This window comes from Methylophilus sp. DMC14 (assembly GCF_056314085.1).
On sequence record NZ_JBQUZA010000005.1, the window covers coordinates 1 to 12,152 of the forward strand.

The following is a 12,152-nucleotide window of genomic DNA, read 5'->3' on the forward strand; positions in this document are numbered from 1 at the left end:
AAAGGCCAATGCCGGTGCCAGCCAAGCGAGAAGGAGATGATTTGGCATTCGCATGCGGGTAGAGCCCTAACGTTTGAGATAAGGGGCTGGCGAGAATGGTGGCACAGCCAAAGTTATTAAAATTATTTTCATAGAAGCTTGTTTTCGCCAGTCCCGCTTGATGGATGGGTTAGGCATGATTATTTGGCGCATTTTCCCAGAGACTGTTAAAACTCTCTTCATTCATGGGTTCAATATTTTGTATTAACACAGAGCTATCTGTCCACATGCCACGATTTCTATGATCTGGCGCTTTAAACAAAACTCTATTTTCATCACCTAAACCGACCTCACGTATAGGTTTGCCACTGCTATCCAGCTCAAGTGCCCAACGACGTACCATAGGGAATAGTGACTCAATGTCAGGATTGGCCCGCGGAATAAACCAGAGAAGCCATTTAATAAATCTAGGTTCTTTTGGCCAAGCCCCATCTTCATTTACATAACCATAAGACATAAATGCCTAACAGTAATTATAGAGACCCATGGGTCTCTATATTAAGAATTGGATATTTGATATACATGGCTGGAATCCATTGCTCTTTACTTGGTTTTACTGTTTATGCGTCTCCTTATTAAATTACTAATATAGAGACAGAGCGTTACTGTTTTTGTGATTGTAGTCGATAGGGGCAAACTTTCAACCAGTGATGCGACATACAAGCAGTGATAAAAATTAATCGTCGCAGAAAAGCAAAAAGCCATGCTTAGCATGGCTTTTTAATCTCCGGCAAACGCACCAATTATTGCTTGGCGTCTTCGGCTTTGTAATATTCCCGCACCGGCGTCATATCAAAATCACGTGCCCATTTGATAATTTCATCCAGCGCTGGCGCGCCAATCTCGCCGACTTGTGCGTGTATGCCTGCGCGTTCACGTATCACGAGTAAGCCTGGAATCTGCTTGACCTCAAAATAATCTGAGATTTCAGGATCGGTTTCGGTATTGACCATGCCAAACACGATATCAGGATTTTTTGCTGCCGCGGCCTCGAAGGTGGGCGTAAAAGCCACACAAGGATCACACCACGGGGCCCAGAAATCGACAATCACAAACGCGTTATTCTCGATGGTTTCTTTAAAATTTGCTTTGGTCAGCGTAACGACTGCCATATGATCTCCAATCCGTTCAATTATATTTTTATCGCCAGCATTTTAGCAGAGGATGGCAGGCACGCTAACCGCTTTTGCTGCAAACGCGCAAAGTTTAAACAATGCTTTGGTCCCATTGCCCATTAAAAAACAGCTCATTGAGCGGCTTACGGCTACGCGCTGCGGTTTCACGCTCTTTGGTTTCACCCGTGAGGCTTTCCACATCCGCCTGGTAGCCGACAGTGACCATGGCCAAAATCTGGTAACGCTCAGGCACTTTAAATGCAGTTCTGGCTTTATCAGCGTCAAAGCCTCCCATCTGGTGGGCCATTAAACCCAGTGCGGTAGCTTGCAGGCACAGGTTTTCAGTGGCGGCGCCGGTATCGTATGGCGCCCATTTGTTAGGTTTGTCGTTATGGCTAAACAAGGTATCCGCACAAATCAGTAGTAATACCGGTGCGTTCACAGCCCAGCTCTGGTTGCCGGGCACCAGGCAGTCAAATGCGGCTTGCCAGGCTTGCAGGTTCTCTGCCTTGTTGCAAACGACATAGCGCCATGGCTGGTCACCAAAACAGGAAGGCGCCCAGCGGGCTGCTTCTAGCAGGCTGATGACTTGCTCTTTACTCACACCTTGGCTGGCATCATAGGCGCGGCCACTCCAACGTTGGGCTATCAGATCGTGAATAGGCTGCTGGGTAATAGCTGGTTTTTGCATGCGGGGATCCTCACAGTTGTTTTTTCAATTGATAAAGTAACTCTAGCGCCTGCTTAGGTGTCAGGTCGTCAGGCTGAATGCGTTCTAGGTGTGCGACCACCGGATGCGCAGGCGGTTCCTCGGGCGCCTCGGCACTGGCAAATAAATCATTTTGCGGGGTAGCGATAATCGTCTGGTTTTCGAGTTGCTGCAATTTGCGTTTGGCCAAATTCACGACAGACTTTGGAATGCCGGCCAGCTGTGCCACCTGTATGCCATAACTCATGGTCGCAGCACCCTCTTCAACTTTATGCAAAAAGACAATGCCCTGGCCATGTTCAACCGCATCCAGATGCACATTGGCGGCATGCTTGGCTTCATCAACGATGCGGGTCAGTTCAAAATAATGGGTGGCAAACAAGGTCAATGATTTATTTTTTTCCAGCAATTGTTTGGCGACTGCCCAAGCCAGGCTCAAGCCATCAAAAGTGCTGGTGCCACGGCCAATTTCATCCAGCAGCACCAGGCTATTGGCAGTCGCATTATTGAGAATATTGGCAGTCTCGGTCATTTCTACCATAAAGGTCGAGCGGCCACCTGCCAGATCGTCAGAGGCACCGATACGGGTAAAGATACGGTCTATCTCGCCAATCACTGCGCTTTGCGCAGGCACAAAACTGCCGCAGTAGGCCAGCAATACAATCAACGCGGTCTGCCGCATAAAGGTCGATTTACCACCCATGTTAGGGCCGGTGATCAGCAATACCTGCCGATAAGGATTCAGCGCGACATTGTTAGCCACATAGGGCTGGGCGATACTCTCGACCACCGGATGCCGGCCACCCTGAATATCCAGGCCGGTGTCAGCTCGGAATTGTGGCTGCACATAATTGAGTGACCGTGCGCGCTCGGCAAAACAGGCCAGCAAATCCAGCGTTGCCACGGCGGTGGCAATACGCTGCAACTGCGAGATGTGCGGTAGCAAGGCCTCCAACACCTGTTCATACAGCATTTTTTCACGCGCCAGCGCACGCTCATTGGCGCTCAACACTTTATCCTCAAACGCTTTTAACTCGGGGGTGATAAAGCGCTCTACGTTTTTCAAGGTCTGGCGGCGGCGGTATTCTGGCGGTGCACTCTCCGCTTGTAAGCGGCTGATTTCAATGTAAAACCCATGCACGCTGTTGTATTCCACCTTGAGGTTGGCAATGCCGGTGCGGGCTTTTTCTGCCGCCTCAAACTGCAACAGAAAGTCGCCATGGTCGGTCTGGATGGACCGCAACTCATCCAACTCGGCATCGTAACCTGTTGCAATCACGCCCCCTTCGCGCAATACGGCAGAAGGCTCGGCTTGAATCGCTTGTACCAATATCTGCAAGGCTTCAGCAGGCACCTGCAACTCGGTGAGCAAGCTCAGTAACAACCCAGAGTGTACTTGTGGCAAGCTACTGACCAGCGCGGGCAATTGCAACAAACTATCACGCAGGCCAGACAAATCGCGCGGCCTGGCCGACTTGAGCGCCACGCGGGCGGTCATGCGCTCAATGTCACCAACGTGGTGCAAAGCCTGCTGCAAGGCTTGATCTAAAAACTGTTCAAATAACTCGGCAACTGCCAAGTGCCGCTGCTGGATGACCTGCTGGTTACGCAAAGGATGGTGTAACCAGTGCCGCAACAAACGCGCACCCATGGCGGTCTGCGTCGAGTTTAGCAGGGAATATAAAGTAGGGCTGGCTTCACCACGTATGGTGGTGTCAATTTCCAGATTGCGCCGCGTGGCCGCATCCAGTTGCAGGTAATGATGGCTCTGCTCGACACGCAAGCCGACAATATGCGGCAAGGCCGTACGCTGCGTATGTTTCACATATTCAAGCAAGGCCCCCGCCGCCGTCACGGCTGCAGGCATTTCGCCACAGCCAAAACCAGCCAGGTCATGCGTATTAAACTGTTGGGTCAAGCTGCGGTTGGCCGTCTCAAGATCAAATTGCCATGGGGCCAAGCGCTTTTTCGCACAACGCAGCGACTGCACAGCCTCAACGGTATGATCCTCAGCCATCACCAGCTCGGCGGGATGGATGCGCTCCAGCTCTTGCAACAAATAGCCAGGTGCAATTTCACTCAACACAAACTCACCTGAGGCTAAATTGAGCCGCGCCAGGCCTAGCACGCCCTCCCCTCTGGCAATACACAGCAAGGTATTATCGCGCGTCTCATCCAATAACGCCGCATCGGTGAGCGTACCAGGCGTCAAGATACGGGTCACCTCACGCGCCACCGGCCCTTTGGAAGTCGCCGGATCGCCCACTTGCTCGCAAATCGCAACCGCCTCACCCATTTTCGCCAGTTTTGCCAGATAACCCTCGGCGGCATGGTATGGCAAGCCCGCCATCTTGATCGGCTCCCCATTGCTGGCGCCACGGCGAGTCAACGTAATGCCCAGCAACCGTGCTGCCTTTTCTGCATCCTCAAAAAACAGCTCGTAAAAATCACCCATGCGGTAAAACAGCAGCATATCTGGATACTGTGCTTTAAGCGTCAGGTATTGACGCATCATGGGGGTGTGGTTTTCGAAAGACATGCGGATAAATCAGTGCGAGTATGGGTTGAGTGAATAAGTGTGTTTAGCCTTGGCATCTTACAACAAAAGGATGCAGGATGATCATGTGTCCGGCCAGCGGCATGACGAATACAACCGTGACCAATAAATCTATAAAAAAGTCATTCTCTCAAGTGAGGAGAACAACCTTGATGCGGATTGTCGTGCCAGAAAAAAAACAAACCCGGATTCAACTCCGGGTTTGTAACAAGCCTTTACGCAATACAAAATTACAAAGTCGGCGTTTTAATCCGCTCGGTTAAATGCGGTGCAATCACCTGCAACATTTGGCTAAATACCTTAGGATTAGCCGCAACAATATTGCCGGTACGCAACCAGCTTTCGTTGCCTTCAAAGTCACCGACGATCCCGCCAGCTTCCTGCACTAACAAAGCGCCTGCAGCAATATCCCAAGGGGAGAGATTAATCTCGAAGAAACCATCGCTGTACCCCGCTGCAACGTAAGCCAGGTCGAGTGCTGCCGAACCAGGACGGCGCAAGCCAGAGGTTTTCTTGGCCATGTCGCGGAAAATATTGATGTAGGTTTCAAAGTAGCTGAAATCTTTGAATGGGAAGCCGGTAGACAGCAACGCTTCTTGCAGTTTTGCGCGCTGGGTGACGCGGATACGGCGGTTATTCAGGAACGCACCACTGCCTTTGGTGGCGGTAAACAGGTCGTTACGCACCGGGTCGTAAATCACGGCTTGCGTCAGCACGCCTTTTTCTTGCAAGGCAATTGAGATGCAATAGGCCGGGAAGCTATGCAAAAAGTTGGTCGTTCCGTCCAAGGGGTCGATGATCCAGATGCTATCTGACTCGCTGTTGGATTTACCGCTCTCTTCGCCATAAAAGCCGTGGGTGGGATACGCGTCCTTGAGTACGGCAATAATCGCTTGCTCGGCACCACGATCCACTTCACTGACGAAGTCGTTCGTGTCTTTCTGCTCGATTTTGAGGGCGCCAATATCCATGGCGGCACGGTTAATGATTTTGCCAGCTTCACGCGCGGCGCGGATGGCGACATTGAGGGTTGGATGCATGCTGTGGGATTCTTGATTACACTGATAAAATGCTATTTTAGCTTTTTAAGCGCTGTGTCACAAACACAACGACCAAATATACGCATGTCTTCTACCTCTGAATCCCCCATTTTTAACAATATCCGCGTCGTGTTATGCCAAACCAGCCATCCTGGCAATATCGGTTCGACCGCGCGCGCCATGAAAACCATGGGCCTGAACCGGCTCTATCTGGTGCGTCCCAAGCACTTTCCCGATGGCGAAGCCAAGTCACTGGCCGTGAATGCAGGTGATGTGCTGGACCACGCCGTGGTCACACAAACCCTGGAAGAAGCGCTGGCTGATTGCCAGTTTGTGATTGGCGTCAGCGGCAAAGAGCGCTCGTTGTCGCAACAGGTGATGACCGTGCGTGAAGCAGCACAGGAAGTCAAAACTGTCGCCAGCCATAGCGAGGTCGCGCTGGTGTTTGGCACCGAAATGAGCGGACTCAGCAACGCCGAAGCGGACCGCTGCCATGTGCTGGCTACGATTCCGGCCAATCCGGAATACACCTCGCTCAATCTGGCGCAAGCCGTGCAGGTGATGTGTTATGAAACCCGCATGGCGGTGACGACCGGTGAACTGCATTACCAGGAAAAACCGGTGGAACTGGCGACGCAGGAAGACCTGGAGCGTTTTTATGAGCACATGCGCGAAGTCCTGGAGCATATCGGCTATATCAATCCACGTGCACCGAAAAAACTGTTTGAGCGCTTGCGCCGCCTGTATGGCCGTACCCGGCTCGAAAAAGAAGAAGTGAACCTGTTGCGCGGGATTTTGACGCTCACGGTCAATCCCAAGAAACACAGCAAGTATTAGTGGCTGCGTTCAGCACAAAAGGACGAGCAGAGCTCAGATAACGAAGCAAAATGCCGATTGCTTTTTCATCCGCGTCTATCTGCGTTTATCGGCGGTGAATATTTGTCCCCCATACGCCATCAAATCGCCGCCAACCCGATCTTCGCCCGCGCCTCATTGCAAACGACCGAGCCTGCTTCAAACTCGCGGCAGGTGCTCGAGCGCAAGGCATAAATACTGCACCCGACGGCTTGCCCGACCTCGCCTTGCAAGGCGACACAACGGACCGGCTTGATCTCGGTGCCCTGCATACAGACATAGGTCTCATTGACTTTTTTCGTCATGGCTGCCGGCACCGTCCCCAGTGGATGCGCGTCAGTCTCAGCCCAGTAAAACGAGACGCGGAAACTGGCACAACAGGCGCCGCAGGATTGGCAATGATCTGACATTCAACACGAATTTCTAATAAAAACGCTCGCTATTTTAACGGCTTTCTCTTTTTTAGCCACAACGCCTATACCAGGCAAAGAGAGACAAAAGCGTGTGTTTCATGGGTTTCCTCTGCGATCTCTTAGCCCGCGGTGGCTGACCATCCCTCCCAAGCAACAACCCGGCAAGCCTAAGCCAAGACTTGTGGCATAATGCGCGCATGTTCAAACATCTTAAAGAAGATATTTCGATTGTGTTTGACCGTGACCCGGCCGCACGGACACATTTCGAGATTCTGACCACCTACCCTGGCGTCCACGCGCTGATTCTGCATCGCTTCAGTCACTGGTTATGGAGCCACCGGCTCTATTGGCTGGGGCGCGCGTTGTCGCATCTTGGCCGCTGGCTGACCGGCATCGAGATTCATCCCGGCGCCACCATTGGTCGGCGCGTGTTTATTGATCATGGCATGGGCGTGGTGATTGGTGAAACAGCGATTATTGGCGATGACTGCACCCTCTACCATGGCGTCACCTTGGGCGGCACCAGCTGGAACAAGGGCAAACGTCATCCGACACTGGAATCTGGTGTGGTCATTGGCGCTGGAGCTAAAGTCTTGGGGCCCATCACCGTCGGCAAGAACGCCAAAATCGGCTCCAATGCCGTGGTGGTCAAAGACGTCCCTGAAAACGCCACTGCGGTAGGGATTCCGGCACGTATCCTCGAGGAGGAAAAAGCCAAGCAACGCCATGATGTCGCACAGAAAATGGGGTTCAACGCCTATGCGGTGGGCAATGATGAAAATGACCCGATGATCAAGGCGATCAACGGCTTGCTCGATCACGCTCACAAGCAAGAAGCAGAAATTGCCGAGCTGAAGGCGCAAGTCGCCAGGCTCAATGATGTGGAAAACGACAGCAATGTCGGTGAGGCGTTTGCCAAAAAGCCGGAATAAAGGCAGCGAACAGGCCTTTCCAGCCTGACCTCGGGCCCGCATTGAGGCCTTGATTAGATGGATAAAAACAGACTGAACTTTTACAGCATAATAATTGACTAAAACAGTAGGTTATTCTATAATTCAATACTGTTTTTAAAGGTCATCTCAAGATGCGATTAACTACCAAAGGTCGTTTTGCCGTTACCGCCATGTTGGATATCGCGCTCTATGAAGCGGATAAACCAGTGACATTGGCCGGCATCAGTGAGCGCCAAAGCATTTCATTATCTTACCTTGAACAGTTATTCAGTCGCTTGCGCAAACAAGGCCTGGTTTCAAGCGTGCGCGGTCCCGGCGGCGGTTACCGTATTGCCAAAGCGCATCATGAGATTTCTGTATCTGACATTATCACTGCTGTAGATGAGCAAATTGACGCGACCCAATGTGGTGGCAACGAGAATTGCCATGAAGAAGGCCGCTGCATGACGCATGAGCTATGGGCTTCTTTAAACAGCAAAATTCTGGACTACCTGTCAGGCGTCACTCTGGCCGACATGGTAGACATGCAACGCAACAAATCTACCGGCCAGGTGATCTTTGCCCCGCGAAAATGTGGCTCTGAAGCCAGCATTGCGGCTTAAGGCCGGGCATCAAGGCACACCAAGTCCATGACCACCGCATTCTTTGACCACAACAGCACCACCGCACTGAAACCGCAAGTGCTGGACGCCATGTTGCCATGGCTGGGTCAAGTGAGTGGCAATCCAACCAGTCGCCATGTGTATGGGCGCAATGCGCGTGATGCCATGGAACTGGCCAGAGCACAGATTGCCGAATGTGTGGGTGTGCAACCGTCGCAAGTGGTTTTTACCTCCGGGGGTACCGAAGCCAATAACTTTGCCATCAAGGGCATGGCGGCCAACTTGAGTGCCACGCAATTATTGATCAGTGCCATTGAACATCCCTGTGTCACCAAACCGGCGCAGTCGCTGGCGTGGCATGACTGGAAAGTGGCAACGCTGCCGGTCACGGCCGAAGGCACACTGGACCTGCAGCAAGCCGAACAAGCGCTGAGCACACGCACAGGCTTGGTATCTTGCATGTTGGCAAATAACGAAACAGGTGCCTTACAGCCGGTCGCTGAATTGGCAACGCTGGCAAAAGCGCGTGGCGCGCTGATCCATACCGATGCCGTACAAGCGTTTGGTAAGTTGCCTGTGGATTTCACGTCTTTGGGCGTGCATGCGATGACGATTTCCAGCCATAAAATGGGTGGTCCGGTTGGCGTCGGTGCGCTGATTCTGGACAAACGGGTGGACATTGCGCCCTTGCTGCACGGCGGTGGACAAGAAAAAGGCTTGCGTAGCGGCACCGAGAATGTCGCCGGCATAGTCGGCTTTGCCCAGGCCTGCCAGCTTGCCATGCAAACGCTGCATAGCCGCAGCCAGGCGACCCAAGCCTCGCGGTCTCAGCTTGAAGCCGGATTGCAGCGTCTGGGTGCAGTGATCTTTGCGCAGAATGTACCACGCCTGCCCAATACGAGTTTTTTTGCCATCCCCAACATTGAGGGTGAGACCTTGGTCACCGCGCTGGATAAAGCTGGATTTGCTGTCGCCAGCGGCTCCGCCTGCTCCAGTGACAGTACAGAGCCCAGTCATGTCCTGCTGGCCATGGCGATAGAACCTGACCTTGCGCGCGGTGCGGTACGCGTAAGTTTGAGCGACAGTAACACCGCCGAAGAAATCAGCGAATTTTTAGCCGCGTTGCAGAAAGAAGTGCAACGTCTCAAAGGGTTAAGTGCCATCGCGGCATAAGTATTTTATGGAAAGAGCATTGAAATATGTCTGAAAGAAAGCCGATCTATCTGGATTATTCTGCGACCACCCCTGTGGATCCTCGTGTTGCACAAAAGATGATCCCTTACCTGACCGAGGATTTTGGTAACCCGGCCTCGCGTAGCCATCCTTACGGCTGGACAGCCGAGCAGGCGGTTGAGCATGCACGTGAAGAAGTTGCCAAACTGGTGAATGCGGATCCACGCGAAATCGTCTGGACTTCAGGTGCGACCGAGTCTAATAACCTGGCAATTAAAGGCGCTGCGCATTTTTATGCTGCCAGCAAAGGCAAACACATCATTACCTCGGCCACCGAGCACAAAGCGGTGCTGGACACCGTGCGTGAACTGGAGCGCGAGGGCTATGAAGCCACGTATTTGCAACCAGAAGCCGACGGCCTGATTTCACTGGAAAAATTCAAGGCAGCCATTCGCCCTGACACCGTGCTGGCATCCATCATGCTGGTGAATAACGAAATCGGCGTGATTCAGGATATCGAAGCGCTGGGCAATGTCTGCCGTGCCAATAACGTGATCTTTCATGTGGATGCCGCACAAGCCACCGGCAAAGTAACGATAGACCTGGAAAAACTGCCTGTGGATTTGATGAGCTTTTCTGCGCACAAAACCTATGGCCCTAAAGGGATTGGTGCCTTGTATGTCCGCCGTAAACCACGCATCCGCATTGAAGCGCAGATGCATGGCGGCGGTCACGAGCGTGGCATGCGTTCCGGGACGCTGGCCACCCACCAGATTGTCGGCATGGGGGAAGCTTTCCGCATTGCCAATGAAGAAATGGCCAGCGAGAACGAGCGTATCCGTATGTTGCGTGACCGCCTACTCAATGGTTTGCTGCAAATTGAAGAGACTTACGTCAATGGGGATCTGGATCACCGCGTCCCCCACAATCTGAATGTGAGCTTCAACTTTGTAGAAGGTGAATCGCTGATTATGGCAATCAAGGATATCGCCGTCTCTTCGGGCTCTGCCTGTACCTCGGCCAGCCTGGAACCAAGCTATGTCTTGCGCGCCTTGGGCCGCTCTGACGAGTTGGCTCACAGCTCCATCCGTTTCAGCATTGGCCGCTTTACCACTGAAGCCGATGTGGATTACACGATAGATTTGTTGAAGAGCAAGATTGGAAAACTGCGTGAACTGTCCCCATTATGGGAGATGTTCAAGGATGGGATTGATTTGTCCAAAGTTGAATGGGCAGAGCATTAATGTGATCTTTCATCGCCTGGCGGCGTTGTCGACATGCTTGTTTAAATTAAACTAAACGGCGCATGCCTCCGCCTTGCCAGACAATGAAATCTGCAATTTTTATTCATTAAAGAAATATTTTTAATAATTAAAACGCGAAAATCAGCCTGATTACCGCGATTTAATTGATAGGAGCAAGAGCATGGCTTACTCAGATAAAGTATTAGACCACTACGAAAATCCACGTAACGTGGGTTCTATGGACAAAAATGACCCGAATGTCGGCACCGGCATGGTCGGTGCGCCCGCTTGCGGCGACGTGATGAAATTGCAGATCAAGGTCAATGATGCGGGCGTGATTGAAGACGCCAAATTCAAGACCTATGGCTGTGGCTCTGCGATTGCCTCGAGCTCACTGGTGACAGAATGGCTCAAGGGCAAAACCCTGGATCAGGCGCAAGAGATCAAGAACTCTGCGATTGCGGAAGAGTTGGCGTTACCGCCTGTGAAAATTCACTGCTCAGTGCTGGCCGAAGATGCGATCAAATCCGCGATTGCCGATTTGAAATCCAAGCAAGGCGCGTAATATGGCGATTACCCTGACTGAAGCCGCGGCCCAACGTGTTGAAAAGTTTCTGGCGAACCGTGGCAAAGGCATAGGCTTGCGCCTCGGTGTCAAAACCACAGGGTGCTCAGGCATGGCTTACACGCTGGAGTTTGTGGATGATCTGCAGCCAGAGGATACGACGTTTGAAAGCCATGGCATTAAAGTGATTGTAGACCCTAAGAGTCTGGTCTACATCGATGGCACCGAGCTCGACTTTGCCAAAGAAGGCCTCAATGAAGGCTTTAAGTTCAACAACCCCAACGTCAAGGACGAATGTGGTTGTGGTGAGTCTTTTACGGTTTAATTGTTGCCGCAGATAACCTTCGTTTTCTGCGGCTGATGACTTTATGCAAAACCATTTCTCGCTGTTTCAGCTGCCAGCCCAATTTGAAATTGATCTGGCCACACTCGATGCGCACTACCGCAAACTGCAAGCTGAAGTGCATCCTGACAAGTTTGTGAACGCCTCCCCTGCTGAACGCATGCAATCCATGCAAATGGCCACCTTGGCAAACGAGGCCTATCAAACCTTGAAGCAGCCGACCGCCCGTGCCCGTTATCTGCTGCAACTGCAGGGCATTGCTACCGATGAGGAACAGAATACCGCCATGCCCGCGGATTTTCTGATGTCACAAATGGAGTGGCGCGAGGCGATGGAAGACGCCAAGTTTGGCAAAGACATTCCAGCACTGGAACGCTTGCTGTCAGAAATGCATCTGGCGGCCAAAGACTTGCAGCAACAGGTGAAAACCGAGCTGGCTGATGCCCCGCAAGCGGCGGCGATGACCGTGCGTAAAATGCGTTTTATTGACAAAGTGACTGAGGATATCCACCAGATCATCGCCCAGTTGGAAGATTAGAATTTC

General features: G+C 52.0%; 14 protein-coding genes. 8 read left to right on the forward strand and 6 right to left on the reverse strand.

Translation table 11 applies throughout. The features are described 5' to 3' along the window. Nucleotides 1–169 precede the first annotated feature (169 nt). The 5 genes from ACT53C_RS10730 to ACT53C_RS10750 all read right to left on the reverse strand — a co-directional run bounded on the left by ACT53C_RS10730 (nucleotide 170) and on the right by ACT53C_RS10750 (nucleotide 5,460). On the reverse strand, nucleotides 170–496 hold the full coding sequence (locus ACT53C_RS10730) for a hypothetical protein (RefSeq protein ID WP_476146063.1): 327 nt from the start codon (nucleotides 494–496) through the stop codon (nucleotides 170–172). Nucleotides 497–782: 286 nt separating this feature from the next. Then, nucleotides 783–1,151 (reverse strand): thioredoxin family protein, encoded by a 369-nt coding sequence (locus ACT53C_RS10735; RefSeq protein ID WP_313984185.1) that lies wholly within the window; start codon nucleotides 1,149–1,151, stop codon nucleotides 783–785. A 94-nt stretch (nucleotides 1,152–1,245) separates the two neighbouring features. Then, a complete protein-coding gene (locus tag ACT53C_RS10740; protein WP_476146065.1) occupies nucleotides 1,246–1,845 on the reverse strand; it encodes a nitroreductase family protein in 600 nt (199 codons plus the stop codon). 10 nt (nucleotides 1,846–1,855) lie between these two features. Further along, nucleotides 1,856–4,402 (reverse strand): DNA mismatch repair protein MutS, encoded by a 2,547-nt coding sequence (gene mutS / locus ACT53C_RS10745; RefSeq protein ID WP_476146067.1) that lies wholly within the window; start codon nucleotides 4,400–4,402, stop codon nucleotides 1,856–1,858. Nucleotides 4,403–4,650: 248 nt separating this feature from the next. Further along, nucleotides 4,651–5,460 (reverse strand): inositol monophosphatase family protein, encoded by an 810-nt coding sequence (locus tag ACT53C_RS10750; protein WP_476146069.1) that lies wholly within the window; start codon nucleotides 5,458–5,460, stop codon nucleotides 4,651–4,653. Between the two features lie 84 nt (nucleotides 5,461–5,544). On the opposite strand from ACT53C_RS10750, the gene ACT53C_RS10755 reads away from it, so the two are divergent. Further along, nucleotides 5,545–6,297, forward strand: coding sequence for an RNA methyltransferase (locus ACT53C_RS10755; protein WP_476146071.1), 753 nt, complete (start codon nucleotides 5,545–5,547; stop codon nucleotides 6,295–6,297). Nucleotides 6,298–6,416: 119 nt separating this feature from the next. Here the strand turns inward: ACT53C_RS10755 and ACT53C_RS10760 are convergent, their stop codons facing one another. After that, nucleotides 6,417–6,725 carry a YkgJ family cysteine cluster protein gene (locus tag ACT53C_RS10760; RefSeq protein WP_476146073.1) on the reverse strand — a complete coding sequence of 103 codons (309 nt, stop codon included), beginning with the start codon at nucleotides 6,723–6,725 and terminating at the stop codon, nucleotides 6,417–6,419. Nucleotides 6,726–6,925: 200 nt separating this feature from the next. Here ACT53C_RS10760 and cysE point away from each other — a divergent pair, with 200 nt between their 5' ends. The 7 genes from cysE (at nucleotide 6,926) to hscB (ending at nucleotide 12,146) form a co-directional block, all read left to right on the forward strand. Further along, entirely contained in the window at nucleotides 6,926–7,660 is a 735-nt protein-coding gene (cysE, locus tag ACT53C_RS10765) for a serine O-acetyltransferase (RefSeq protein WP_275356828.1), read from the forward strand. 152 nt (nucleotides 7,661–7,812) lie between these two features. Next, nucleotides 7,813–8,283, forward strand: a complete 471-nt coding sequence (gene iscR / locus ACT53C_RS10770) for a Fe-S cluster assembly transcriptional regulator IscR (RefSeq protein WP_194747013.1) — start codon at nucleotides 7,813–7,815, stop codon at nucleotides 8,281–8,283. Nucleotides 8,284–8,310: 27 nt separating this feature from the next. Beyond that, entirely contained in the window at nucleotides 8,311–9,456 is a 1,146-nt protein-coding gene (locus tag ACT53C_RS10775) for a cysteine desulfurase family protein (RefSeq protein WP_476146076.1), read from the forward strand. 26 nt (nucleotides 9,457–9,482) lie between these two features. Next, on the forward strand, nucleotides 9,483–10,700 hold the full coding sequence (locus ACT53C_RS10780; RefSeq protein WP_476146078.1) for an IscS subfamily cysteine desulfurase: 1,218 nt from the start codon (nucleotides 9,483–9,485) through the stop codon (nucleotides 10,698–10,700). Nucleotides 10,701–10,881: 181 nt separating this feature from the next. Next, complete coding sequence (gene iscU / locus ACT53C_RS10785) at nucleotides 10,882–11,265, forward strand: Fe-S cluster assembly scaffold IscU (protein WP_194747016.1); 384 nt, start codon at nucleotides 10,882–10,884, stop codon at nucleotides 11,263–11,265. A 1-nt stretch (nucleotide 11,266) separates the two neighbouring features. Further along, nucleotides 11,267–11,590 (forward strand): iron-sulfur cluster assembly protein IscA, encoded by a 324-nt coding sequence (gene iscA / locus ACT53C_RS10790; RefSeq protein ID WP_194747017.1) that lies wholly within the window; start codon nucleotides 11,267–11,269, stop codon nucleotides 11,588–11,590. 43 nt (nucleotides 11,591–11,633) lie between these two features. Continuing rightward, the gene (hscB, locus tag ACT53C_RS10795) at nucleotides 11,634–12,146 is read left to right on the forward strand and encodes a Fe-S protein assembly co-chaperone HscB (protein WP_275356831.1); all 513 of its coding nucleotides are present in this window, start codon (nucleotides 11,634–11,636) and stop codon (nucleotides 12,144–12,146) included. The last annotated feature ends 6 nt before the right edge of the window (nucleotides 12,147–12,152 follow it).

What these genes read in the sequence shown, in the direction of transcription:
- ACT53C_RS10730 (WP_476146063.1), bottom strand. Translation starts at nt 496, where the DNA reads ATGTCTTATGGTTATGTAAATGAAGATGGGGCTTGGCCAAAAGAACCT.
- ACT53C_RS10735 (WP_313984185.1), bottom strand. Translation starts at nt 1,151, where the DNA reads ATGGCAGTCGTTACGCTGACCAAAGCAAATTTTAAAGAAACCATCGAG.
- ACT53C_RS10740 (WP_476146065.1), bottom strand. Translation starts at nt 1,845, where the DNA reads ATGCAAAAACCAGCTATTACCCAGCAGCCTATTCACGATCTGATAGCC.
- mutS (WP_476146067.1), bottom strand. Translation starts at nt 4,402, where the DNA reads ATGTCTTTCGAAAACCACACCCCCATGATGCGTCAATACCTGACGCTT.
- ACT53C_RS10750 (WP_476146069.1), bottom strand. Translation starts at nt 5,460, where the DNA reads ATGCATCCAACCCTCAATGTCGCCATCCGCGCCGCGCGTGAAGCTGGC.
- ACT53C_RS10755 (WP_476146071.1), top strand. Translation starts at nt 5,545, where the DNA reads ATGTCTTCTACCTCTGAATCCCCCATTTTTAACAATATCCGCGTCGTG.
- ACT53C_RS10760 (WP_476146073.1), bottom strand. Translation starts at nt 6,725, where the DNA reads ATGTCAGATCATTGCCAATCCTGCGGCGCCTGTTGTGCCAGTTTCCGC.
- cysE (WP_275356828.1), top strand. Translation starts at nt 6,926, where the DNA reads ATGTTCAAACATCTTAAAGAAGATATTTCGATTGTGTTTGACCGTGAC.
- iscR (WP_194747013.1), top strand. Translation starts at nt 7,813, where the DNA reads ATGCGATTAACTACCAAAGGTCGTTTTGCCGTTACCGCCATGTTGGAT.
- ACT53C_RS10775 (WP_476146076.1), top strand. Translation starts at nt 8,311, where the DNA reads ATGACCACCGCATTCTTTGACCACAACAGCACCACCGCACTGAAACCG.
- ACT53C_RS10780 (WP_476146078.1), top strand. Translation starts at nt 9,483, where the DNA reads ATGTCTGAAAGAAAGCCGATCTATCTGGATTATTCTGCGACCACCCCT.
- iscU (WP_194747016.1), top strand. Translation starts at nt 10,882, where the DNA reads ATGGCTTACTCAGATAAAGTATTAGACCACTACGAAAATCCACGTAAC.
- iscA (WP_194747017.1), top strand. Translation starts at nt 11,267, where the DNA reads ATGGCGATTACCCTGACTGAAGCCGCGGCCCAACGTGTTGAAAAGTTT.
- hscB (WP_275356831.1), top strand. Translation starts at nt 11,634, where the DNA reads ATGCAAAACCATTTCTCGCTGTTTCAGCTGCCAGCCCAATTTGAAATT.